The sequence below is a fragment of the Paenarthrobacter nitroguajacolicus genome, from assembly GCF_007786235.1.
Classification (GTDB): Bacteria; Actinomycetota; Actinomycetes; order Actinomycetales; family Micrococcaceae; genus Arthrobacter; species Arthrobacter nitroguajacolicus_A.
In genome coordinates, this window is the sequence record NZ_VNFK01000003.1 from 214,674 (window position 1) to 237,418 (window position 22,745).

Here is a 22,745-nt window from a genome sequence, read left to right on the forward strand (position 1 = left end):
CTACAAGTAGAAACTACTTGATGATGCTGGTGACACGTCCCGAACCAACGGTGCGGCCGCCTTCGCGGATAGCGAAGCCGAGGCCCTCTTCCATAGCGATCGGCTGGATGAGCGCAACGGTCATCTCAGTGTTGTCGCCAGGCATAACCATTTCCGTGCCTTCCGGCAGGGTGATGACGCCGGTTACGTCCGTGGTACGGAAGTAGAACTGCGGGCGGTAGTTGGAGTAGAACGGGTTGTGACGTCCGCCTTCGTCCTTGGAAAGGATGTAGACGTTAGCCTCGAAGTCGGTGTGCGGGGTGATGGAACCCGGCTTGACGACAACCTGGCCACGCTCGACATCGTCGCGCTTCAGACCGCGGAGCAGGAGGCCACAGTTCTCGCCGGCCCATGCTTCGTCGAGCTGCTTGTGGAACATCTCGATACCGGTAACCGTGGTCTTCTGGATCGGGCGGATGCCAACGATCTCGACCTCGGAGTTGATGGCGAGGGTTCCACGCTCGGCGCGGCCCGTAACAACGGTGCCACGACCGGTGATCGTGAAGACGTCTTCGATCGGCATCAGGAACGGCTTGTCGCGGTCACGTACGGGGTCCGGAACGGACTCGTCGACAGCTGCCATCAGGTCCTGGACGGACTTGACCCAAACCGGGTCGCCTTCCAGAGCCTTCAGACCGGAAACGCGAACAACCGGAGCCTCATCGCCATCGAAGCCCTGCGAGCTGAGGAGCTCACGAACTTCCATTTCGACGAGGTCGAGGAGTTCTTCGTCATCAACCATGTCGGACTTGTTCAGTGCGACCAGCAGGTAGGGAACACCAACCTGGCGGGCGAGCAGAACGTGCTCACGGGTCTGAGCCATCGGACCATCGGTTGCGGCAACCACGAGGATTGCGCCGTCCATCTGGGCAGCACCGGTGATCATGTTCTTGATGTAGTCAGCGTGACCGGGGGCGTCTACGTGTGCGTAGTGACGCTTCTCGGTCTGGTACTCCACGTGGGAGATGTTGATGGTAATACCGCGCTGGCGCTCTTCCGGAGCGGAGTCGATCGACGCGAAGTCGCGCTGCTCGTTGAGATCCGGGTACTGGTCGTACAGCACCTTGGAAATGGCGGCAGTCAGCGTCGTCTTACCGTGGTCAACGTGACCAATGGTGCCGATGTTGACGTGCGGCTTAGTCCGCTCGAACTTTGCCTTTGCCACAGGTTCCTCCTAGAACGATTTCAAGTGAAGTGCTCCTCGGCCGCGCTTTTCGCGGCAGAAACTTTAGCAAGTCTACTTGGGGGCTTGGTTTTGGTGAAATTGCAGATTCAGGAACCAATCTTAGTTCCTAGAGCCTGTTTGCGCAGGGGCCGGGCCGCGACTCTCGCCGCAGCCCCGCCTCACACGCTTAGATGCCTTCCCGATACCGGAATTGCATCCGTTACCGGGAGATTACTCGCCGCGGGTTTTCTGGATGATCTCGTCGGCTACTGCCTTCGGGACCTCCGCGTAGCTGTTGAACGTCATCGAGTACACAGCGCGACCCTGGGTCTTGGACCGCAGGTCACCGATGTAGCCGAACATGCCGGACAGCGGAACGTGTGCACGGATAACCTTCACACCTGCTGCGTCCTCCATGGACTGCATCTGGCCACGGCGGGCGTTCAGGTCACCAATAACATCACCCATGTATTCCTCAGGTGTGCGGACCTCAACATCCATCAGCGGTTCAAGCAGAACAGGGTTCGCCTTGCGTGCAGCTTCCTTGAAAGCCATACGGCCGGCGATCTTGAACGCCATTTCCGAGGAGTCAACATCGTGGGACGCGCCGTCAATCAGCGTGGCCTTGATGCCAACAACCGGGTAACCGGCCAGGACGCCGTCGTTCAGTGCATCCTGGATACCGGCGTCAACCGACGGGATGTACTCGCGGGGAACGCGGCCACCAGTGACCTTGTTCTCGAACGCGTACAGCTCGCCTGAAGCGGTGTCCATCGGCTCGATCGCGATCTGGATCTTTGCGAACTGACCCGAACCACCGGTCTGCTTCTTGTGCGTGTAGTCAAGGCGCTCAACGGCGCGCTTGATGGTCTCGCGGTAAGCAACCTGCGGCTTGCCAACGTTTGCCTCGACCTTGAACTCGCGGCGCATGCGGTCCACCAGGATGTCCAGGTGAAGCTCGCCCATGCCGGCGATGATGGTCTGGCCCGTGTCTTCGTTGAGGGAGACCTGGAAGGTCGGGTCCTCAGCGGAGAGCTTCTGGATGGCCGTGGAGAGCTTCTCCTGGTCACCCTTGGTGTTGGGCTCGATAGCAACCGAGATCACGGGCTCCGGGAAGCTCATGGACTCGAGAACGATCTGGTTGTTCGCATCGCACAGGGTGTCGCCCGTGGTGGTGTCCTTCAGACCGATAGCTGCGTAGATGTGGCCGGCGGTAGCGCCCTCGACGGGCATTTCCTTGTTGGCGTGCATCTGGAACAGCTTACCGATGCGTTCCTTCTTGCCCTTGGTGGAGTTGACCACCTGGGCGCCGGCCTCGACGTGACCGGAGTACACGCGGACGAAGGTCAGCTGACCGAAGAACGGGTGCGCAGCAATCTTGAAGGCGAGGGCCGAGAACGGCTCGTCTGCAGACGGCTTGCGGGTGAGTTCCTTCTCTTCGTCGCGGGGATCGTGACCGATCATCGGCGGGACGTCGAGCGGGTTCGGCAGGAAGTCAACAACAGCGTCCAGCATCGGCTGTACGCCGCGGTTCTTGAAGGCAGAACCACAGAAGACCGGGTAGAGCTCAGAGTTGATGGTCATCTTGCGGATGCCGGCTTTGATCTCTTCGAGGGTGAGTTCTTCACCTTCGAGGTACTTCTCCATGAGTTCTTCGGAAGCTTCGGCCACAGTCTCAACGAGCTGTGCACGGTACTCTTCGGCCTTGGCCTGGAGGTCCGCCGGAATTTCCTGCACTTCATAGGAAGCGCCCATGGTGACGTCACCCTTAGCGTCGCCCGGCCAAACCAGGGCACGCATTTCGAGGAGGTCAACAACACCGATGAAGTCGTTCTCGGCGCCGATGGGCAGCTGCATAACCAGCGGCTTGGCACCAAGGCGGGAGATGATGGTGTCTACGGTGAAGTAGAAGTCAGCACCCAGCTTGTCCATCTTGTTGACGAAGCAGATACGCGGCACGTTGTACTTGTCAGCCTGGCGCCAAACAGTCTCGGACTGCGGCTCCACGCCTTCCTTGCCGTCGAACACTGCGACTGCACCGTCGAGGACGCGCAAGGAGCGCTCAACCTCAACGGTGAAGTCAACGTGGCCCGGGGTGTCGATGATGTTGATCTGGTTCTTGTCCCAGAAGCAAGTCACGGCGGCAGACGTGATGGTGATGCCGCGTTCCTTTTCCTGTTCCATCCAGTCAGTCGTCGAAGCACCGTCGTGCGTCTCGCCGATCTTGTGGTTCACACCCGTGTAGAACAGGATGCGCTCGGTAGTGGTGGTCTTGCCGGCATCGATGTGGGCCATGATGCCGATGTTGCGGACCTTATTAAGGTCGGTAAGCACGTCCTGTGCCACGGGGTCTCCCTTTCGGATGGACTACACGTTCGCCGCCGGCTCAGTGAGCCGGCGGCGTCCGGAAAGTTTTTACCAGCGGTAGTGTGCGAAGGCCTTGTTGGACTCGGCCATCTTGTGGGTGTCTTCGCGACGCTTCACAGCGGCACCAAGACCATTGGAGGCATCCAGAATTTCGTTCTGGAGGCGCTCAGTCATGGTCTTCTCCCGGCGGGCCTTGGAGTAGCCCACGAGCCAACGCAGAGCGAGGGCGGTGGAGCGACCCGGCTTGACCTCAACCGGAACCTGGTAGGTGGCGCCACCAACACGGCGTGAACGCACCTCGAGGGAAGGCTTGACGTTGTCCATGGCCTTCTTGAGGGCGGCAACGGGGTCGCCGCCGGACTTGGCACGTGCACCTTCGAGTGCGCCGTAAACGATGCGCTCTGCGGTGGACTTCTTGCCGTCAACCAGAACCTTGTTGATCAGCTGCGTGACCAACGGGGAGCCGTAAACGGGATCGGAAACTAGCGGCCGCTTCGGGGCCGGACCCTTGCGAGGCATATTACTTCTTCTCCATCTTTGCGCCGTAACGGCTGCGGGCCTGCTTGCGGTTCTTGACACCCTGGGTGTCGAGTGCGCCGCGGACGATCTTGTAGCGGACACCCGGAAGGTCCTTCACACGACCACCACGGACGAGCACGATGGAGTGCTCCTGGAGGTTGTGGCCAACGCCCGGGATGTAAGCGGTAACTTCAACGCCACCGTTGAGGCGCACACGTGCCACCTTACGAAGAGCCGAGTTCGGCTTCTTGGGGGTGGTGGTGTAAACGCGGGTGCAAACACCGCGGCGCATCGGGCTGCCCTTCAGCGCGGGAGCCTTGGTCTTGGAGACCTTCGGCGTGCGGCCCTTGCGGACCAGCTGGTTAATCGTAGGCACTTTCGTGTTCTCCGTTGTTTGATCTCTGCCCCCACACACAGGCGCCAGCCAGTGTAAACGTGGGAACTTTGGCGTTGCTCGTGCAGCCGGCCGAAAACTCCGGTAGGCGTGCAAAAGTGCGGCATTCGTTGCGCATGTTGCCCGCAACCCGGAAACAGGCTCCACCCAGCACCATGAGAACAAAACCAAAATGATGCTGCGGCGGCCTTCATCCACTGCCACACAGAACAATTACCAAAAGTCTAGCACGGCTTGATCTGACGCCTTAATCGGGTGTATGGAGGACGACGGCGGCAGCCGGCTTCCGCCGTCGTCCTCCGCTCTCCCCCGGGTCGGCTTTCAGGGTTCCGTCAACGGGTCAGGCCCCGCACTCGAAAGTGCGGGGCCTGACCGTCATAACGCCGACTGCCGCTTCTAGCGGAAGTCGTTGCCGAGATCGTAGTCATCCAGCGGGATGGCGTGGAACTCAGGAGCGCCGTCGCCGCCCAGGGCGTCATAGGAGAAGTCGGTGAAAGCGCTGGGGCCCGTGAACAGGCTTGCCTTTGCTTCTTCCGTCGGCTCCACAGTGACCTCTGTGTAGCGGGGCAGACCCGTACCAGCCGGGATGAGCTTACCGATGATGACGTTTTCCTTGAGGCCGAGCAGAGGATCGCTCTTGCCTTCCATGGCCGCCTGCGTCAGGACGCGGGTGGTCTCCTGGAAGGAAGCTGCCGACAGCCAAGACTCGGTAGCCAAGGAAGCCTTGGTGATACCCATGAGTTCCGGACGACCCGAAGCCGGGGACTTGCCCTCGGATACGACGCGGCGGTTCTCGTCTTCGAAGCGGGCGCGCTCTGCAAGCTCACCGGGGAGCAAGTCGGAATCGCCGGACTCGATGACGGTCACGCGGCGCAGCATCTGGCGGACGATAACCTCGACGTGCTTGTCGTGGATACCAATACCCTGGCTGCGGTAAACGCCCTGAACCTCGTCCACAAGGAACTTCTGAGCGGCACGCGGGCCCATGATGCGCAGAACCTGCTTCGGGTCCACCGGACCGTTGATCAGCTTCTGGCCGACGCTGACGTGCTCGCCATCCTCGATGAGGAGGCGGGAACGGCGCAGCACCGGGTAGGCAATCTCTTCGGAACCATCGTCCGGAGTGATGACCAAGCGCATCTGGCGCTCGGACTCTTCAATGGTGATGCGGCCGGCTGCTTCAGCAATCGGTGCAACACCCTTCGGAGTACGGGCTTCGAAGAGCTCCTGGATACGGGGCAGACCCTGGGTGATGTCGTCGCCACCACCGGCGGAAACAGCACCACCGGTGTGGAACGTACGCATGGTCAGCTGGGTACCGGGCTCACCGATGGACTGTGCGGCAATGATGCCCACGGCCTCGCCGATGTCCACGGTCTTGCCGGTGGCCAGCGAGCGGCCGTAGCAAAGGGCGCAGGTGCCCACCTTGGACTCACAGGTGAGTACGGAGCGGACCTTGACCTCGGTGATGCCTGCAGCCAGCAGCTGGTCGATGACGACGTCGCCGCAGTCGGTGCCGCCGGCAGCCAGGACGTTGCCCTGGGCATCGACGACGTCGACAGCCAGCGTACGTGCGTAGGCGCTGTTCTCGACGTTCTCGTCCAGGACGAGCTCACCGTTGGAATCCGGCACGGCGATCGGGGTGACCAGACCGCGCTCAGTGCCACAGTCCTCTTCACGGACGATGACGTCCTGCGAAACGTCCACCAGACGACGGGTCAGGTAACCCGAGTTGGCGGTACGCAGAGCGGTATCGGCCAGACCCTTACGGGCACCGTGCGTGGCGATGAAGTATTCCAGAACCGACAGGCCCTCACGGTAGGAGGACTTGATCGGGCGAGGAATGATCTCACCCTTCGGGTTGGCCACAAGACCACGGATACCCGCGATCTGGCGGACCTGCATCCAGTTACCACGTGCACCGGAGGACACCATGCGGTTGATGGTGTTCATCGGGGACAGGCTGTCGCGCATCGCCTGGGCGATTTCGTTGGTTGCCTTGTTCCAGATCTCGATCAGTTCCTGGCGACGCTCGTCGTCGTCGATCAGGCCCTTGTCGTACTGGCCCTGGATCTTGGCGGCCATGTTCTCGTAACCAGCCAGGATGGCGGGCTTGGAAGTAGGCACCTCGATGTCGGAGATTGCCACAGTGACACCCGAACGGGTGGCCCAGTAGAAACCGGCATCCTTCAGGTTGTCCAGCGTTGCCGCCGTAACAACCTTCGGGTAACGCTCGGCGAGGTCGTTGACGATCCGGGACAGTTCGCCCTTGTCTGCAACAGCCTCAACCCAGGGGTAATCCTCGGGCAGCGTCTGGTTGAAGATGACCTGGCCCAGGGAGGTTTCAACGAGGGCCGGCTGACCGGGCTCCCAACCTTCCGGAGCTTCCCACCCTGCGTACGGCACGAAGTCGTCAAGGCGGATCTTGACCTGGGAGTTCAGGTGCAGGTCACGGGCGTCGTACGCCATGATCGCTTCCGAAACCGAGGAGAAGATGCGGCCTTCGCCGGCGGAACCGACGCGCTTGGTGGTCAGGTGGTACAGGCCGATGATCATATCCTGCGAAGGCAGGGTCACCGGACGGCCATCGGACGGCTTCAGGATGTTGTTCGAGGACAGCATCAGGATGCGTGCTTCGGCCTGGGCCTCCGGGCTCAGCGGCAGGTGGACTGCCATCTGGTCGCCGTCGAAGTCAGCGTTGAAGGCGCCACAAACCAGCGGGTGAAGCTGGATTGCCTTGCCTTCCACAAGCTGCGGTTCGAAGGCCTGGATGCCGAGGCGGTGCAGGGTAGGTGCACGGTTGAGCAGCACCGGGTGTTCGGTGATGATCTCTTCCAGTACGTCCCAAACCTGCGGACGGTAACGCTCGACCATACGCTTTGCCGACTTGATGTTCTGGGCATGGTTAAGGTCAACCAGGCGCTTCATCACGAACGGCTTGAAGAGCTCCAGGGCCATCTGCTTGGGCAGACCACACTGGTGCAGCTTCAGCTGCGGGCCGACAACGATGACCGAACGGCCGGAGTAGTCGACGCGCTTACCGAGCAGGTTCTGGCGGAAGCGACCCTGCTTGCCCTTGAGCATGTCGCTCAGGGACTTCAGCGGACGGTTGCCCGGACCCGTAACGGGGCGGCCACGACGGCCGTTGTCGAAGAGGCTGTCAACAGCTTCCTGAAGCATGCGCTTCTCGTTGTTGACGATGATCTCCGGAGCACCGAGGTCAAGCAGGCGCTTGAGTCGGTTGTTGCGGTTGATCACACGACGGTAGAGGTCGTTGAGGTCGGAGGTCGCGAAGCGGCCACCGTCCAACTGGACCATCGGGCGCAGTTCCGGCGGGATCACCGGGACGGCGTCCAGAACCATGCCGAGCGGGCTGTTGTTGGTGGTCAGGAATGCGTTGACAACCTTCAGTCGCTTCAGGGCGCGGGTCTTACGCTGGCCCTTGCCGTTCTGGATGGTGTCGCGCAAGGACTCGGCTTCAGCCTGCATGTCGAAGGTCTCGAGACGCTTCTTGATGGCTTCGGCACCCATGGAGCCTTCGAAGTACAAGCCGTAGCGGTCGCGCAGTTCGCGGTAAAGGCCCTCGTCACCCTCAAGGTCAGCGACCTTGAGGTTCTTGAAGCGGTCCCAAACCTGCTCGAGGCGCTCGATGTCGGCGTCGGCACGCTTGCGGACGTTCGCCATCTGGCGGTCAGCAGAGTCGCGGGCCTTCTTCTTGTCGGCAGCCTTGGCGCCTTCGCCCTCAAGACGGGCAAGCTCGTCTTCAAGGTCGCGGGCGATCGTGGCGATGTCGCTGTCGCGGTTGTCCACCATCTGCTTCTTCTCGAGGTCGTGCTCGACCTGGAGGTTCGGCAATTCGGCGTGACGGCTTTCCGTGTCAACGCTCGTGATCATGTAGGCGGCGAAGTAGATGACCTTCTCAAGGTCCTTCGGTGCCAGGTCCAAAAGGTAGCCCAAGCGCGAGGGAACGCCCTTGAAGTACCAGATGTGGGTTACAGGCGCGGCCAGTTCAATGTGGCCCATGCGCTCACGGCGCACCTTGGCGCGAGTGACTTCAACGCCACAACGCTCGCAAATGATGCCCTTGAAGCGGACGCGCTTGTACTTACCGCAGTAGCATTCCCAGTCGCGGGACGGGCCGAAGATCTTCTCGCAGAAGAGGCCGTCCTTCTCGGGCTTGAGTGTGCGGTAGTTGATGGTTTCCGGCTTCTTGACCTCACCGTAAGACCATCCGCGGATGTCTTCCGCGGTGGCGAGGCCGATCTGCATGAGGCCGAAGGAGGATTCGCTGGACATATGGTCCCTGTTCTCTCTTGTTCTCTAAATTCTGAAGTCTTGGTTACGGGAAGAGGGAGCTGTCCCGGCGGGCAATGACATTGCCCTCACCCGCCGGAACGGCTGCTAAACCTCTTCTACGGAACTGGGCTCTGCACGAGACAGATCGATGCCCAGTTCTTCCGCAGCCGTGAAGACTGCGTCATCAGAGTCACGCATTTCGATCGTGGTTCCGTCCGTGGAAAGAACTTCCACGTTCAGGCACAACGACTGCATTTCCTTGATCAAGACCTTGAAGGACTCGGGAACGCCAGGCTCAGGGATGTTCTCGCCCTTGACGATGGCTTCGTAGACCTTCACACGACCATGGATGTCATCGGACTTGATCGTGAGGAGTTCCTGAAGCGTGTAGGCGGCACCGTAAGCTTCGAGCGCCCACACTTCCATTTCACCGAAGCGCTGGCCACCGAACTGAGCCTTACCACCCAGCGGCTGCTGCGTGATCATGGAGTACGGGCCGGTGGAACGGGCGTGGATCTTGTCGTCCACCAAGTGGTGGAGCTTCAGGATGTACATGTAACCGACGGAGATCGGGTCCGGGAACGGCTCGCCGGAGCGGCCGTCGAACAGACGCGTCTTGCCGGAGGAGTCGATCAGGCGATCGCCATCGCGGGTCACGTTGGTGGAGTCGAGCAGGCCCGTGATTTCTTCTTCGCGGGCGCCATCGAACACCGGGGTGGCAACGGTGGTCTGGCCGGTTTCACGGGGCAGGTTCGGGAGGTTCTTGACCCACTCCGGCTCGCCTTCGATCTTCCAACCGGTCTTGGCAACCCAACCGAGGTGGGTTTCCAGGACCTGTCCAACGTTCATTCGACCCGGAACACCCAGCGGGTTCAGGACGATGTCCACCGGTGTACCGTCCGCAAGGAAGGGCATGTCCTCGATCGGGAGGATCTTGGAGATGACGCCCTTGTTGCCGTGACGGCCGGCGAGCTTGTCGCCGTCGGTGATCTTACGCTTGGCTGCAACGTAGACGCGGACCAGCTGGTTCACGCCCGGGGGCAGTTCGTCGTCGTTGTCGCGGTCGAAGACGCGCACGCCGATGACCGTACCGGACTCGCCGTGGGGCACCTTCAGGGAGGTATCGCGGACTTCGCGGGACTTCTCACCGAAGATCGCGCGGAGAAGGCGCTCTTCCGGGGTCAGTTCGGTTTCACCCTTGGGGGTGACCTTACCGACCAGGATGTCGCCGGCTTCAACCTCGGCACCGATGTGGATGATGCCGCGCTCGTCAAGACCTGCCAGGACTTCCTCGGACACGTTGGGGATGTCACGCGTGATTTCCTCGGCACCAAGCTTGGTGTCGCGGGCATCAATTTCGTGCTCCTCGATGTGGATGGAGGAAAGGACGTCCTCAGCCACAATGCGCTGGGACAGGATGATGGCATCCTCGAAGTTGTGGCCCTCCCATGACATGAATGCCACGAGCAGGTTCTTACCGAGGGCGAGTTCACCCTGGTCCGTTGCGGGACCGTCGGCGATGATGCCGCCAACTTCCAGGCGCTGGCCTTCGTTGACCAGGACACGGTGGTTGTAGCAGTTGCCCTGGTTGGAGCGGGCAAACTTGTTGATGCGGTAGTTGGTCTCCGTACCGTCGTCGTTGATCATCACAACGAGCTCGGCGGAAACCTCGGTGACCACACCTGCCTTCTTCGCGATGACAACGTCACCGGCGTCGACTGCTGCTGCGCGCTCCATGCCGGTGCCCACGAAGGGAGCCTCGGAACGGACCAGCGGCACGGCCTGGCGCTGCATGTTGGCACCCATGAGTGCACGGTTGGCATCGTCGTGCTCGAGGAACGGAATCAGGGCAGTTGCCACAGACACCATCTGGCGCGGGGAAACGTCCATGAACTGAACGTCTGCAGCGGGAACCAGAACGGGCTCGCCTCCACCACCACGGGCACGGACAAGGACAGTCTCTTCGGAGAACTTCTTGTCAGCGTCCAGCGGAGCGTTGGCCTGTGCGATCAGGACCTCTGCTTCGTCGTCTGCCGTGAGGTACTGAACCTCATCGGAAACGACGCCCTCGGAAACCAGGCGGTACGGCGTCTCAATGAAGCCGAACGGGTTGATGCGGCCGTAGGAAGCCAACGAACCGATCAGACCAATGTTCGGGCCTTCGGGAGTTTCGATGGGGCACATACGTCCGTAGTGGGACGGGTGAACGTCTCGAACTTCCATGCCTGCGCGGTCACGGGACAGACCACCCGGGCCAAGGGCCGACAGGCGGCGCTTGTGGGTCAGACCCGAAAGCGGGTTGTTCTGGTCCATGAACTGCGACAGCTGGGAGGTCCCGAAGAACTCCTTGATGGCTGCAACAACGGGACGGATGTTGATCAGCGTCTGCGGCGTGATGGCCTCGACGTCCTGCGTGGTCATGCGTTCGCGGACGACGCGCTCCATGCGGGAAAGGCCGGTGCGGACCTGGTTCTCGATCAGTTCGCCAACGGCGCGGATGCGACGGTTGCCGAAGTGGTCGATGTCATCGATGTCGACGCGGAGCTCGTGGTCTTCGCCGTCGCGCTTGCCCATGAGGGTCTTCTCGCCGGCGTGGAGCGCAACGAGGAACTTGATCATGGCAACGATGTCTTCAACGTGCAGGACCGACGCTTCCTTGTCGCCAAGGGAGCGGTCGATGCCGAGCTTGCGGTTGATCTTGTAACGGCCAACCTTGGCAAGATCGTAGCGCTTGGCGTTGAAGTACAGGTTGTCCAGCAGTGACTGGGCAGCCTCGACTGTGGGCGGCTCGCCCGGACGCAGCTTGCGGTAGATGTCCAGAAGCGCGTCTTCGCGGGTTTCGGTAGCGTCCTTCTCCAGCGTTGCGCGCATGGAGTCGTACTGGCCGAACTCTTCCAGGATCTGGCCTTCGGTCCAGCCGAGGGCCTTCAGCAGAACGGTGACCGACTGCTTGCGCTTGCGGTCGAGGCGTACGCCGACCTGGTCGCGCTTGTCGATTTCGAGTTCGAACCATGCTCCACGGGACGGGATGATCTTCGCAGTGAAGATGTCCTTGTCACTGGTCTTGTCAGCGGTGCGCTCAAAGTAGGCGCCCGGCGAGCGGACCAGCTGGGAGACAACGACACGCTCGGTGCCGTTGACGACGAACGTTCCCTTTTCAGTCATGAGGGGGAAGTCGCCCATGAACACGGTCTGCTGCTTGATTTCGCCCGTGTTGTTGTTCATGAACTCGGCCTTGACATACAGCGGTGCCGAGTAGGTGGCGTCACGGTCTTTACATTCGGCCATGGTGTACTTCGGATCAGCGAACTCCGGCTCGGAGAAGCTCAGGGACATGGTGCCCTGGAAGTCCTCGATTGGGGAGATCTCTTCGAAGATGTCGGCAAGTCCGGAGGTGGTGGCGACGCTCAGGTCGCCCTCCTCGACAGCCTTCGCTACCCGCGCCTGCCAGCGTTCGTTTCCGACGAGCCAGTCAAAGCTGTCCGTCTGCAGGGCGAGAAGATTCGGAACATCAAGGGGTTCGTGAATCTTTGCGAATGAGAGGCGGCGGGTGGCACCATCGGTGCTTGCCGTGTTAGCGGTTTCGTTATTAGAGGTGCTCGAGGCGACCAAGAGGGATCCTTCCACAGACCTTCAGGCGTTTTCAGATCTCCCCCGTTTGCATCCTGCAGAGTGCTCCGCAGCATACTTATTCCGGTTCCGCTATATGACCCGGACCCAGCCTGCTCATGGCCGTGCACGTTTCGGAACGGCACGTCAATGACGCAGCTGAGAGGTAAAGCCCACCGCTATATGAAGGCTGAAGGTTAACAGGGAAGACGCAAATATCTACGATACGGCAAAGCAGCCTTCCTGTCTACCCCAGATCGTCCGTGATTGCAAGCACCGTTGCTGCAGGCACCTAAGCAGGGTCTCCAGGTGGAGGGCGACCGTGGAACTGCCCGCCGGAACAGCCCACCGGAATGCGGCGACGGCCATAACCGTTGAATGGATAGGCTGGCGTACGCCCCGCGATAGCCTTGCTACACCACTCCCGGATCGGAAGAGAGACCATGACCAACTCCGCTGACGACAATGACGTTGTCATCCTTGCCGCTTCCCGCACCCCACAGGGTCGGCTCAACGGACAACTGGCGAGCTTCACCGCCGTCGACCTTGGCGCACATGCCATTAGCTCCGCCCTGGCAGCCAGCGGCGTCAAGGCTGAGCAGGTGGACGCCGTGATCATGGGCCAAGTGCTCCAAGCAGGGGCCGGCCAGAACCCCGCCCGCCAGAGTGCCATCGCTGCGGGAGTCGGCTGGAACATCCCGGCTGTCACCATCAATAAAGTGTGCTTGTCCGGCCTGACCGCCGTGATCGATGCCGCACGCTTGATCCGCAGCGGCGACGCAACGGTGGTTGTCGCCGGTGGCCAGGAATCCATGACCCGCGCGCCACACCTCCTCCCGGGATCCCGGCAGGGCTGGACGTACGGCGCCATCCAGGCGCTGGACGTCGCCGCGCACGACGGCCTGACGGACGCGTTCGATGGCCAGTCCATGGGCCTCTCCACGGAAACCAAGAACGTGACGCTCGGCATCGACCGCAAAGCCCAGGACGAAGTTGCGGCTGCCTCCCACCAGCGCGCCGCTGCCGCAGTCGCTGACGGAATTTTCGACGTCGAAATCGCTCCGGTCCGCGTCAAGCAGCGCAAGGGCGATCCCCTGGTCCTCACCACGGACGAGGGCGTGAGGCCCAACACCACGGTTGAGACCCTGGCCCCGCTGAAGGCCGCCTTCGCCACGGACGGCACCATCACTGCAGGCAACTCTTCCCCACTGTCCGACGGCGCCTCCGCACTGGTGCTGACCAGTCGCCGTTTCGCCGAGGACAACGGACTGGACTACCTTGCCGTCGTTGGCAAGCCAGGCCAGGTTGCCGGACCGGACAATTCGCTGCACTCCCAGCCGTCCAACGCCATTGCACAGGCATTGAAGCGTGCCGGTTGGACCGCAGAAGACCTGGACTTCATCGAGATCAATGAGGCGTTCGGCTCCGTCGCCGTCCAGTCCCTCAAGGACCTCCAATATCCGTTGGAAAAGTGCAACATCCATGGTGGCGCAATAGCCCTTGGGCACCCCATCGGGGCATCCGGCGCACGGTTGGCCTTGCACGCCGCCCATGAACTCAAGCGTCGGGGAACGGGCAAAGCCGCCGTTTCGCTGTGCGGCGGTGGCGGCCAGGGCGAAGCACTCCTCCTGTACCGCGACTGATGGCCGGCGAAGCGATTGGGCCGGGCATGGATGGTGCCGAACGGTTCCTTTCCGATGCGGCCGCCCGCGGACTGGACGTTGACGTCGTCGAGCGCCCTGCTGCCCGCAGCCTGGAGGAGGCCGCGGGCATCCTGGGCATTAGCCCTGCCGACATCGTGAAGTCGCTGGTGGTCAAGCACCGCGATGGAACTTTCCTGTTTGCGCTCATCCCCGGGGACCGCCAGATCTCTTGGCCAAAATTGCGCGCGCTGGTGGGTGTCAACAAGCTCTCGCTCCCCCACGCCGACGTCGCCCTGGCAGCCACAGGCTACGAACGTGGAACCATCACTCCCTTGGGAAGCACCACCCCGTGGCCCGTCTACGCCGATGCCACCATCACGGGGCGACGCATCTCCATGGGCGCCGGGGCACACGGCCGCAGCGCGTTCGTAGACGCAGACGCCCTCACCGCCGCACTTGGCGCAGTGGTAGCGGACATCAGCGAACCCAACTGATCGAACCCAACTGATCGAACCCAGCCGACGGAACCCCGGTAGGGGACCTTAAACGCAGGAAGCCCCGCCCGGCGAACCGGACGGGGCTTCCACAAGCAAGACGAGTTACTTGAGGGTAACCGTTGCGCCAGCTTCTTCGAGCTGAGCCTTTGCCTTCTCTGCGGCTTCCTTGGTGGCGCCTTCGAGAACAGCCTTCGGTGCACCGTCAACCAGGTCCTTGGCTTCCTTGAGGCCGAGGGAGGTGATAGCGCGAACTTCCTTGATCACTGCGATCTTCTTGTCGCCAGCAGCTTCGAGAACGACGTCGAATTCGGTCTTCTCTTCAGCAGCTTCAGCAGCACCGCCGGCAGCGGGGCCAGCAACTGCAACAGCAGCAGCCGTAACTTCGAAGGTCTCTTCGAAGAGCTTGACGAACTCGGAGAGCTCGATGATGGTCAGTTCCTTGAAAGCTTCAATGAGCTCTTCGTTGCTGAGCTTCGCCATGGTGGCGTCCTTCCATTAGTTGGTGCAGATCCGGATCATGCCGGTCCATGCACCAGAGTTTGATTGAGGGGAGAACTTAGTTCTCTTCGGTTGCAGCTTCAGCGGCTTCGGCCGGAGCCGCAACCTCTTCAGCAGCAGCCTCTTCAGCGGCCGGGGCTTCTTCAGCGGCCGGTGCAGGTGCGCCGCCCTCTTCTTCAAGCTTGAGGCGCAGGGCGTCGATGATACGGGCAGCAGCGGATGCGGGAGCCTTGAGGACACCAGCAACACGTGCAAGCTGCAGCTCGCGGGACTCGAGGGCTGCCAGTGCGGCAACTCCTGCTGCGTCCAATGCCTTGCCTTCGAAGACGCCGGTCTTGATAACCAGCTGCTTGTTGGCCTTGGCAAAGTCCGTCAGGCTCTTGGCAGCAGCAACAGCGTCACCCTTGATGAAGGCGATTGCAGTGGGGCCGGCAAGCTGATCGTTGAATGCTTCAACACCAGCTTCCTTGGCTGCAATTGCGCTCAGGGTGTTCTTGACGACCGAGAACTTGGTGTCCTGGCCGAGCGCAACACGCAGTTCCTTGAGCTGTGCAACAGTGAGCCCGCGGTATTCGGTCAGGACAGCCGCGTTCGATTCCTTGAAATCGTTCGTGATCTCTGCAACTGCGGAGATCTTGCTAGGCGTTGTCATAACCCTCCTTCCGGGGAATAAAGCCGGTCTTCCGGGTCCCCGCTCACGAGAGCTAAAACTAAAAACGCCCCGCGCAGATGCACGGGGCTTGGCTCAACACAGTTTGATCCGTGGAGACTAGCTTCGTTCACCTGCGCCGGCCGCCCTATGTTCAGGGTCCTTCGTCAAGGAATTCACTTGGGCCTCAGGGGCGTGGCTGCAGAATTGAGCTGCGCTCGAAAGAGTGGATTCCCATCAACCGACGGTCTTTGGTACTTCAAGGTTACGGGACAGTGTTCGGCAAACCAAATCGACGGCGCGCTAGTCCGAGGACGTAGTGCCCTTGTCCCTGCCGGGAAGTTCCTTTTGCCAGAGTCCGGTGACGCCCGCGGTCGTGAATCCGAGTTGCTTGTTGACCGTCAGAAGGTAGCGGTTTTCCGGCGCGTTCCAGGTGTAAATCACACGGGCGTCGGGGAACTGCTCGCTGAGCCGCTCCATGTTGGCCACTTTGATCAGCAGCCCGAGCTTGTTACCACGATGCTCCTGGAGAACCAGGGTATCGTCCTGGAAAACCACGTCCTGGCGGTGCGCCAGGACGCTGATGGTAGTCAGGCCTACGATCCGCCCGCTTTCAGCATGTTCGACGGCGGTCACTACCGTGCGCCGTCCCTGCGCCATTGCAGCGTCCTCAGTTTCACGAAGGACGGTTGGATCGAAGACCATTCCGCTCGCCTCTACCTCAGGAGCATCATCTTCGCTTTCATCACGGACCACCTCGCCAGCAGCGTTCTCCAGCGCGGCCACAGCGTCCAGCCAGTGCTCCGGGCAACGGTCCGTCCAGTGATGAAGGACATATCGCCCTCCGTTGGCCTCCTCGGCCTCCAACTGCAGCTCACCCACGAGTTTGGAATCCAGTGGCAATGCGCAGGAGCTGAACTGCTCGATGTGCTGGAGGGTATAGCCGGCGCGCTTGGCGAAATCCACTTCCCTGCTGCTGACGGGAACAAAGCCCGCGCCGCTTCCGGGGATCAGCTGATCCTCGGGTATCTCGGTGAGCGAGGTCGCCGGATGGTTCGTGTCCACCAGGGCCATGGTGCGGCCTTCCGCCCTGGCCAATTCCTCAGCCGCTTCCAGAAGTTGCCGCCCGACGCCCTGGCCTTGGAACTCAGGAAGGATGTCCAAAGTGAATTCGGCCAGGTCCTGGTTGTCTGCCAAGGGCAAGGCAACGTCCACGGTGCCCACAATGACGCCGTCAACCTTTGCCACCAAGATGATCTGGCGCTCGTAGGTATCGGAAAATTCAAGCAGTTTTTCCAGGGGGGTGTACGCGAGGTCGTCGCTCCCCCACGTCTCCATACGGACCTTGCGCCCTACTTCCACGGCGGCCAGGAAGTCAGCGGCATCGGGGCTGTCCAGAGTGTCAGGCACCCACAGCTGTTCAACTTGAACGGTTTTCGCCTCGTCTACAGTCATTCCAGCCGTTTCTGCCATTCGCCTTCAAAGCCGGAAGGCTTGAATCCAAGGGCGATATTAATGGCCAGCATATGCCGGTTTTCAGTGGCGTTCCATGTCATCACCACCGTGGCGCCCGGCCACAGCTCCTTCGCGCGCCGCAGGTTTGCTATCTTCACCACCATGCCCAGGCGATGACCGCGGTGCCCGGGCGCCACCAGCGTGTCCTCCTGGTAGATCACCGCGGGCGAAGCTCCACGGTGGGTCAGGACCGTATATGCCGCCAGTTCGCCGCTGGCCTCATGGCGGGCAACCGACACTACGGACTCCAGCCCGCTCGCCAGCCAGGTGGATTCCTCCTGGTGAACCCGGGCGGCGTCCCATACTTCGCCCTCCCAACCCAAACCTGCAATGGGCACCTCCGTGCTCATGAGGCTCTTGAGTCGCGCGAAGACGTCCACCAGCTCGTCGGGGCAACGGTCCCGCCACGCAAGGACGGAATAGCCATCGGCGCTCTTCAGTGCTTGCGCTTCAAGTTGCTGCAATCGAGCTTCCTGGACCGGCAAGGCCAGCGTGCTGTTGGTTTCCACCTGCTCCAACGAATAACCGTGATGGACGGCGAAGCGTGTGGAGGCTGAATTCAACGGAACTCCGCCCGTTCCAGACTTGGCCTCCAGCAGTTCCACACCGGACTCGATCGGCGCGATTGGCTCCCCGCAGTAAGCGTCAAAGGACACGCGCTCCCGATCGCGTGCCAGTTGCTCGAGTACTCCGAGGATCTTCGACCCAAACCCGCGCCGGCGGAAAGCCGCGCCAACCAGAACGTCCACGCCCGCCGTCGTCGTGTTTTCACTGAGTGGAAGCGTCAGCGTGCCGCTGCCCACCACCGCGCCGTCGAGTCGGGCCAGGAAGACCTGCCGCTCCTCGTACTCGTCGCCCCGCCAGAAAAGGACGGCCTCGGTCAGGGTGGCGCAGCGGTCCAGGTTTCCCCAGAGTTCCATGTGGTGGGCAACATCCAGTTCATGGAAGGCACGGAAGTCGGGCGCGCTTGCATCGAGGCCCTCGGGAACCGGGATCCGCTCGACGGACAACCGGGCGATTGCGGAAGAGTTCGACGACGACACGCACCACAGCCTACGGCGCACCACTGCCGGTGAACAGGGCAAGGCAAGAAAAAAGGACCGCCCGGCAATGCCGGACGGTCCTTCATCAGAGCAAGTGCTCCCGAAACTTACGCGTCGGTGAGAACCTTGGTGACGTTCGGGTCAACGGTGATGCCCGGACCGAACGTGGTGGCAACGGTAGCCTTCTGGATGTAGCGGCCCTTGGAAGCGGACGGCTTCAAACGAAGCACCTCTTCCAGTGCTGCTGCATAGTTCTCAGCCAGCTTGTTGGCGTCGAAGGACACCTTGCCGATGATGAAGTGCAGGTTGGAGTGCTTGTCGACGCGGAAGTCGATCTTGCCACCCTTGATGTCGTTGACAGCCTTGGTGACATCCGGGGTAACCGTACCGGTCTTCGGGTTCGGCATCAGGTTACGCGGGCCGAGAACCTTACCGAGGCGGCCAACCTTGCCCATGAGGTCAGGGGTTGCCACTGCGGCGTCGAAGTCGGTCCAGCCGGCTGCGATCTTTTCGATCAGGTCATCGGAACCAACGAAGTCGGCGCCGGCAGCGATTGCTGCTTCAGCCTTGTCACCGGTTGCGAAAACGAGGACGCGGGCGGTCTTACCGGTGCCGTGCGGCAGGTTGACGGTGCCACGAACCATCTGGTCAGCCTTACGCGGGTCAACGCCCAGGCGGAATGCGACCTCAACGGTTGCGTCGAACTTGGAAGGATTGGTGTCCTTCGCGAGGTTGATGGCCTCGATCGGGGCGTAGACCTTGTCTGCCTCGATCTTGGCTACGGCTGCCTCATATGCTTTGCTGCGCTTTGCCATGCTGCTGTTTCTCCTTGTGCAGTTGTGGTCTGCGGACCGCGCTGGGCCCTGCCACAGTCGTGGATCCGGCAAGGATCCTGCGACATTTCAATGTTTCAGATGCCGGTTGCCCGGCGGTAAGGCTCAAAAAGCCTTGGAGGGTATTAGCCCTCTACGGTGATGCCCATGGAGCGGGCGGTGCCTGCGATGATCAAGGCAGCTGCCTTGATGTCGTTGGCGTTGAGGTCTTCCATCTTGGTGGAAGCAATTTCCTCAACCTGCGCCTGGGTCAGCTTGGCAACCTTGACGGTGTGCGGGGTAGCCGAACCCTTGGCAACGCCTGCAGCCTTCTTGATGAGCTCTGCAGCCGGCGGGGTCTTGGTGATGAAGGTGAAGGAACGGTCTTCGTAAACCGTGATTTCAACCGGGATAACGTTTCCGCGCTGGGATTCCGTTGCAGCGTTGTACGCCTTGCAGAATTCCATGATGTTGACACCGTGCTGGCCAAGTGCAGGACCGATCGGCGGAGCCGGGTTAGCGGCACCTGCCTGGATCTGCAGCTTGATGAGGCCGGTGACCTTCTTCTTGGGAGCCAATGTAGGGTCCTTCTCTCAATAGCTTCCTGGGACACAGGAGCGCGTCCCAGGTTGGTGGCCGCCATGGCGAGGCGGCCGGCCGCTCCCGAACTGCTAAGCAGGCAGGACTGGAGCGAAAATTGGAATCAGCTAGATCTTGGTGACCTGGTTGAATGCGAGCGTCACCGGAGTTTCGCGCTCGAAGATCGAGACCAGCACCACGAGAGTCTGGGACTCGGGCTTGATCTCGGAGATCGTTGCAGGCAGGGTCTCGAACGGACCTTCCTTGACGATGACCGACTCGCCGACCTCGAAGTCGATGGCCACGGGAGCCTGGTTCTGCTTGTTGACCGGCTTGCCCTGCTCAGCCTGCTCTTCTTCGAAGACCGGGGCCAGCATGGAGAAGACCTCGTCAAGGCGCAGCGGGACGGGGTTGTGGGCGTTGCCCACAAAGCCGGTGACACCCGGGGTGTGACGGACGGCGCCCCAGGAGGCGTCCGTCAGGTCCATGCGGACCAGGACGTAGCCGGGGATGCGAACGCGGTTGATGACCTTGCGCTGCGCATTCTTGATCTCGACGACCTCTTCCATGGGGACCTGGATCTCGAAGATGTAATCTTCCATGTCCAAGGTCTGGATGCGGGTCTCAAGGTTGGCCTTCACGCGGTTCTCGTAACCGGCGTAGGAGTGGATGACGTACCAGTCACCTTCCTGGCGGCGCAGCTTGGCCTTGAATTCGTCAGCGGGATCCACGGGGGCTGCAGCAGCAGCGGCTGCCAGCTCGTCGCCGTCGGTCTCTCCTGCAGCGTCGACGTCAGAGTCTTCCTCGGCGTCTACGTCAGCCTCGAAGTCCTCTTCGGAATCGTCGGCGTCGACGTCGGCAGATTCGGGTGCAGCGGAATCAACCTCGGACTCTTCCGCGACAATTGCCGTGGCGTCGGCTGAGTCCTCGGCGGGTCCGCCCAGCTCAGTCTCGTTTACCTCGAGCTCCTGCTCAGACACTTGGTCTCCTGCTTCCTCATTGCCTAACATGCCTATTTAAATGGCTCAATTCCGCAAACCCCGCAAAATCCCTGAGTTACCAAGGAGTTCACACAGTTTGCGGACAGATCCGCTTAGCGGTCCCCGGCCCCTGTCCCACCGAAGACCCAGCTGACTCCCGTGCCGAAGGCAAGGTCCAGCAGGGTGACGATGAGCATCATGATGGCCACGAACACCAGCACCACGAGCGTGTAATTGATCAGTTCCTTGCGGGTGGGTGCAACGACCTTCTTCAGTTCACCAATGACCTGGCGGACGAAGAGTGCAATACGGGCAAAGAAGCCGCGATCGGCTTTCTTGGCGGGACGGCCCTTGGAGCTGCTGGCAGCTGTTTCGGTCACCTGGTCCTCACTCACCTTGCAAAGTCGTTGACCCGACTCTGATCAGAGCCATGGTTGCTGCGCGTGCTCCGGCGTTTCCACCGGAACAGCTTGCGCAGGGCAGACAGGACTCGAACCTGCAACCTGCGGTTTTGGAGACCGCTGCGCTACCAATTGCGCCACTACCCTATGGATCAAATCCATGTTTCAGGCCGCACTTCAGCCTGTGGTGCTTTTCAACACCGGTGAACCAGTCTACGCAAGAATTTCGCGATAGTCGAACCGGCCCATTTCCGGACCTCCCAGCCCTCAATAAAGCCTGTGACCAGCATTATCAGTCACAAAGTTCGGCAGGCACCCGGGAGCTCCGCAGAACAGCATAAGGTAGTTTACGTCGAATCCCATCATCCAGCCCACGAGCTGCCTGCGAAGAACGGTACATAGATGTCTGCCGGAACAACTACCGCCCGCATTTCACAGCGAATTTCCGCCATTGCCGAGTCCGCCACCCTTGCCGTTGACGCCAAGGCCAAGGCGCTGAAGGCCGCGGGGCGACCCGTGATTGGTTTCGGTGCGGGCGAACCCGATTTCCCTACCCCGGATTACATCGTCCAGGCGGCCATCGAAGCTGCCAGCCAACCGAAGTACCACCGGTATTCCCCCGCCGGCGGTCTTCCCGAACTGAAGAAGGCCATCGCCGAGAAAACCCTTCGGGACTCCGGCTACACGGTGGATCCTTCCCAGGTCCTGGTGACCAACGGCGGCAAGCAGGCCGTGTACAACACGTTCGCCACCTTGGTTGATCCGGGTGACGAAGTCATCATCCCCACGCCGTTCTGGACCACGTATCCGGAGGCCATCCGCCTCGCCGGCGGCGTACCCGTCGAGGTGTTCGCTGGACCGGAGCAGGGCTACTTGGTGACTGTTGAACAGCTGGAAGCCGCCGTGACGGAGAAGACCAAGATCCTGCTGTTCGTCTCCCCGTCCAACCCCACGGGCGCCGTCTACAGCCCGGAACAGGTTGCGGAGATCGGTAAGTGGGCAGCGGCCAAGGGCCTTTGGGTTGTCACCGATGAGATTTACGAACACCTCACCTATGACGGCGTTGAGTTCACCTCCATCGCCACGGCCGCGCCTGAGCTCGGCGACAAAGTGGTCATCCTCAACGGCGTGGCCAAGACGTACGCCATGACCGGTTGGCGCGTGGGCTGGATGATCGGCCCGGCCGACGTCATCAAGGCCGCCACCAACCTGCAGTCGCACGCGACCTCCAACGTCTCCAACATCATGCAGGTCGCCGCCGCCGCTGCCCTCACGGGCCCACTGACCGCCGTCGACGAGATGAAGGTTGCCTTCGACCGCCGCCGCAAGGCGATTGTGGCCGGCCTGAACGCCATCGAGGGCGTTGAATGCCCGACGCCGACGGGCGCGTTCTACGTGTACGCGGACGTCCGGGGATTGCTGGGTAAGGAATTCGAGACCTCCAACGGTCCCGTCCGCCCCACCACCTCCGCAGAACTCGCCACGCTCATCCTTGACGAAGTCGAAGTTGCCGTGGTTCCGGGCGAGGCGTTCGGGCCCTCCGGCTACGTGCGCCTGTCTTACGCCCTCGGCGACGACGACCTCGCTGAAGGTGTTCGCCGCATCCAGGAATTCCTGGGCAAGGCCAAGTAGCAAGCAACCTACGCAAACGCTCTTCCATCGTGACAGGTGGAAGAGCGTTTGCGTTTAAGGCACGGGATGTGAGCGGGCGATGGGTAAATCCCCGCGGGATGTGAAAG

Annotated in this window: 17 protein-coding genes and 1 tRNA gene; 3 read left to right on the top strand and 15 right to left on the bottom strand. The window is 61.3% G+C overall.

Annotation, left to right across the window (positions count from 1 at the left end; genetic code table 11):
• Positions 1-13: 13 nt before the first annotated feature.
• From tuf to rpoB, 6 genes are all read right to left on the bottom strand, one after another.
• Positions 14-1,204 (bottom strand): elongation factor Tu, encoded by a 1,191-nt coding sequence (gene tuf, locus FQP90_RS04990; protein WP_011775598.1) that lies wholly within the window; start codon positions 1,202-1,204, stop codon positions 14-16.
• A gap of 231 nt (positions 1,205-1,435) precedes the next feature.
• Positions 1,436-3,550, bottom strand: coding sequence for an elongation factor G (gene fusA / locus FQP90_RS04995; RefSeq protein WP_011775599.1), 2,115 nt, complete (start codon positions 3,548-3,550; stop codon positions 1,436-1,438).
• Between the two features lie 69 nt (positions 3,551-3,619).
• Positions 3,620-4,090 (bottom strand): 30S ribosomal protein S7, encoded by a 471-nt coding sequence (gene rpsG, locus FQP90_RS05000; RefSeq protein WP_003803829.1) that lies wholly within the window; start codon positions 4,088-4,090, stop codon positions 3,620-3,622.
• A gap of 1 nt (position 4,091) precedes the next feature.
• Entirely contained in the window at positions 4,092-4,466 is a 375-nt protein-coding gene (gene rpsL / locus FQP90_RS05005; RefSeq protein ID WP_009358312.1) for a 30S ribosomal protein S12, read from the bottom strand.
• A 414-nt stretch (positions 4,467-4,880) separates the two neighbouring features.
• On the bottom strand, positions 4,881-8,780 hold the full coding sequence (locus FQP90_RS05010) for a DNA-directed RNA polymerase subunit beta' (RefSeq protein ID WP_144648596.1): 3,900 nt from the start codon (positions 8,778-8,780) through the stop codon (positions 4,881-4,883).
• Positions 8,781-8,885: 105 nt separating this feature from the next.
• On the bottom strand, positions 8,886-12,392 hold the full coding sequence (gene rpoB / locus FQP90_RS05015) for a DNA-directed RNA polymerase subunit beta (protein ID WP_144648597.1): 3,507 nt from the start codon (positions 12,390-12,392) through the stop codon (positions 8,886-8,888).
• Between the two features lie 440 nt (positions 12,393-12,832).
• Between rpoB and FQP90_RS05020 the strand changes: the two genes are divergently transcribed.
• Positions 12,833-14,032, top strand: coding sequence for an acetyl-CoA C-acetyltransferase (locus FQP90_RS05020; RefSeq protein ID WP_144648598.1), 1,200 nt, complete (start codon positions 12,833-12,835; stop codon positions 14,030-14,032).
• Entirely contained in the window at positions 14,032-14,526 is a 495-nt protein-coding gene (locus tag FQP90_RS05025; protein WP_144648599.1) for an aminoacyl-tRNA deacylase, read from the top strand. The genes FQP90_RS05020 and FQP90_RS05025 overlap by 1 nt, the downstream gene beginning before the upstream one ends.
• 105 nt (positions 14,527-14,631) lie before the next feature.
• Here FQP90_RS05025 and rplL read toward each other — a convergent pair whose 3' ends face one another.
• From rplL to FQP90_RS05070, 9 genes are all read right to left on the bottom strand, one after another.
• Positions 14,632-15,009, bottom strand: coding sequence for a 50S ribosomal protein L7/L12 (rplL, locus tag FQP90_RS05030; RefSeq protein ID WP_090817745.1), 378 nt, complete (start codon positions 15,007-15,009; stop codon positions 14,632-14,634).
• A gap of 76 nt (positions 15,010-15,085) precedes the next feature.
• Complete coding sequence (rplJ, locus tag FQP90_RS05035; protein ID WP_144648600.1) at positions 15,086-15,679, bottom strand: 50S ribosomal protein L10; 594 nt, start codon at positions 15,677-15,679, stop codon at positions 15,086-15,088.
• 300 nt (positions 15,680-15,979) lie between these two features.
• Positions 15,980-17,149: a GNAT family N-acetyltransferase gene (locus tag FQP90_RS05040; RefSeq protein WP_144648601.1), complete on the bottom strand. Its 1,170-nt coding sequence runs from the start codon at positions 17,147-17,149 to the stop codon at positions 15,980-15,982.
• Entirely contained in the window at positions 17,128-18,234 is a 1,107-nt protein-coding gene (locus FQP90_RS05045; RefSeq protein ID WP_144648602.1) for a GNAT family N-acetyltransferase, read from the bottom strand. The genes FQP90_RS05040 and FQP90_RS05045 overlap by 22 nt, the downstream gene beginning before the upstream one ends.
• A 107-nt stretch (positions 18,235-18,341) precedes the next feature.
• A complete protein-coding gene (gene rplA, locus FQP90_RS05050; protein ID WP_026539797.1) occupies positions 18,342-19,049 on the bottom strand; it encodes a 50S ribosomal protein L1 in 708 nt (235 codons plus the stop codon).
• Positions 19,050-19,192: 143 nt separating this feature from the next.
• The gene (gene rplK, locus FQP90_RS05055) at positions 19,193-19,624 is read right to left on the bottom strand and encodes a 50S ribosomal protein L11 (protein ID WP_011775609.1); all 432 of its coding nucleotides are present in this window, start codon (positions 19,622-19,624) and stop codon (positions 19,193-19,195) included.
• Between the two features lie 129 nt (positions 19,625-19,753).
• Complete coding sequence (gene nusG / locus FQP90_RS05060; RefSeq protein ID WP_144648603.1) at positions 19,754-20,605, bottom strand: transcription termination/antitermination protein NusG; 852 nt, start codon at positions 20,603-20,605, stop codon at positions 19,754-19,756.
• Between the two features lie 113 nt (positions 20,606-20,718).
• A complete protein-coding gene (secE, locus tag FQP90_RS05065) occupies positions 20,719-21,000 on the bottom strand; it encodes a preprotein translocase subunit SecE (RefSeq protein ID WP_144648604.1) in 282 nt (93 codons plus the stop codon).
• An 80-nt stretch (positions 21,001-21,080) separates the two neighbouring features.
• A tRNA-Trp gene (locus FQP90_RS05070) sits at positions 21,081-21,153 on the bottom strand.
• Between the two features lie 255 nt (positions 21,154-21,408).
• Between FQP90_RS05070 and FQP90_RS05075 the strand changes: the two genes are divergently transcribed.
• Positions 21,409-22,638 (top strand): pyridoxal phosphate-dependent aminotransferase, encoded by a 1,230-nt coding sequence (locus FQP90_RS05075; protein ID WP_144648605.1) that lies wholly within the window; start codon positions 21,409-21,411, stop codon positions 22,636-22,638.
• Positions 22,639-22,745: the final 107 nt, after the last annotated feature.

Bases quoted from the DNA above. Each gene is read 5' to 3' on its own strand.
- FQP90_RS05025 (WP_144648599.1), top strand. From the start codon at position 14,032: ATGGCCGGCGAAGCGATTGGGCCGGGCATGGATGGTGCCGAACGGTTC.
- rplJ (WP_144648600.1), bottom strand. From the start codon at position 15,679: ATGACAACGCCTAGCAAGATCTCCGCAGTTGCAGAGATCACGAACGAT.
- FQP90_RS05075 (WP_144648605.1), top strand. From the start codon at position 21,409: ATGTCTGCCGGAACAACTACCGCCCGCATTTCACAGCGAATTTCCGCC.
- rplA (WP_026539797.1), bottom strand. From the start codon at position 19,049: ATGGCAAAGCGCAGCAAAGCATATGAGGCAGCCGTAGCCAAGATCGAG.
- rplL (WP_090817745.1), bottom strand. From the start codon at position 15,009: ATGGCGAAGCTCAGCAACGAAGAGCTCATTGAAGCTTTCAAGGAACTG.
- FQP90_RS05010 (WP_144648596.1), bottom strand. From the start codon at position 8,780: ATGTCCAGCGAATCCTCCTTCGGCCTCATGCAGATCGGCCTCGCCACC.
- rpsG (WP_003803829.1), bottom strand. From the start codon at position 4,090: ATGCCTCGCAAGGGTCCGGCCCCGAAGCGGCCGCTAGTTTCCGATCCC.
- FQP90_RS05040 (WP_144648601.1), bottom strand. From the start codon at position 17,149: ATGGCAGAAACGGCTGGAATGACTGTAGACGAGGCGAAAACCGTTCAA.
- FQP90_RS05020 (WP_144648598.1), top strand. From the start codon at position 12,833: ATGACCAACTCCGCTGACGACAATGACGTTGTCATCCTTGCCGCTTCC.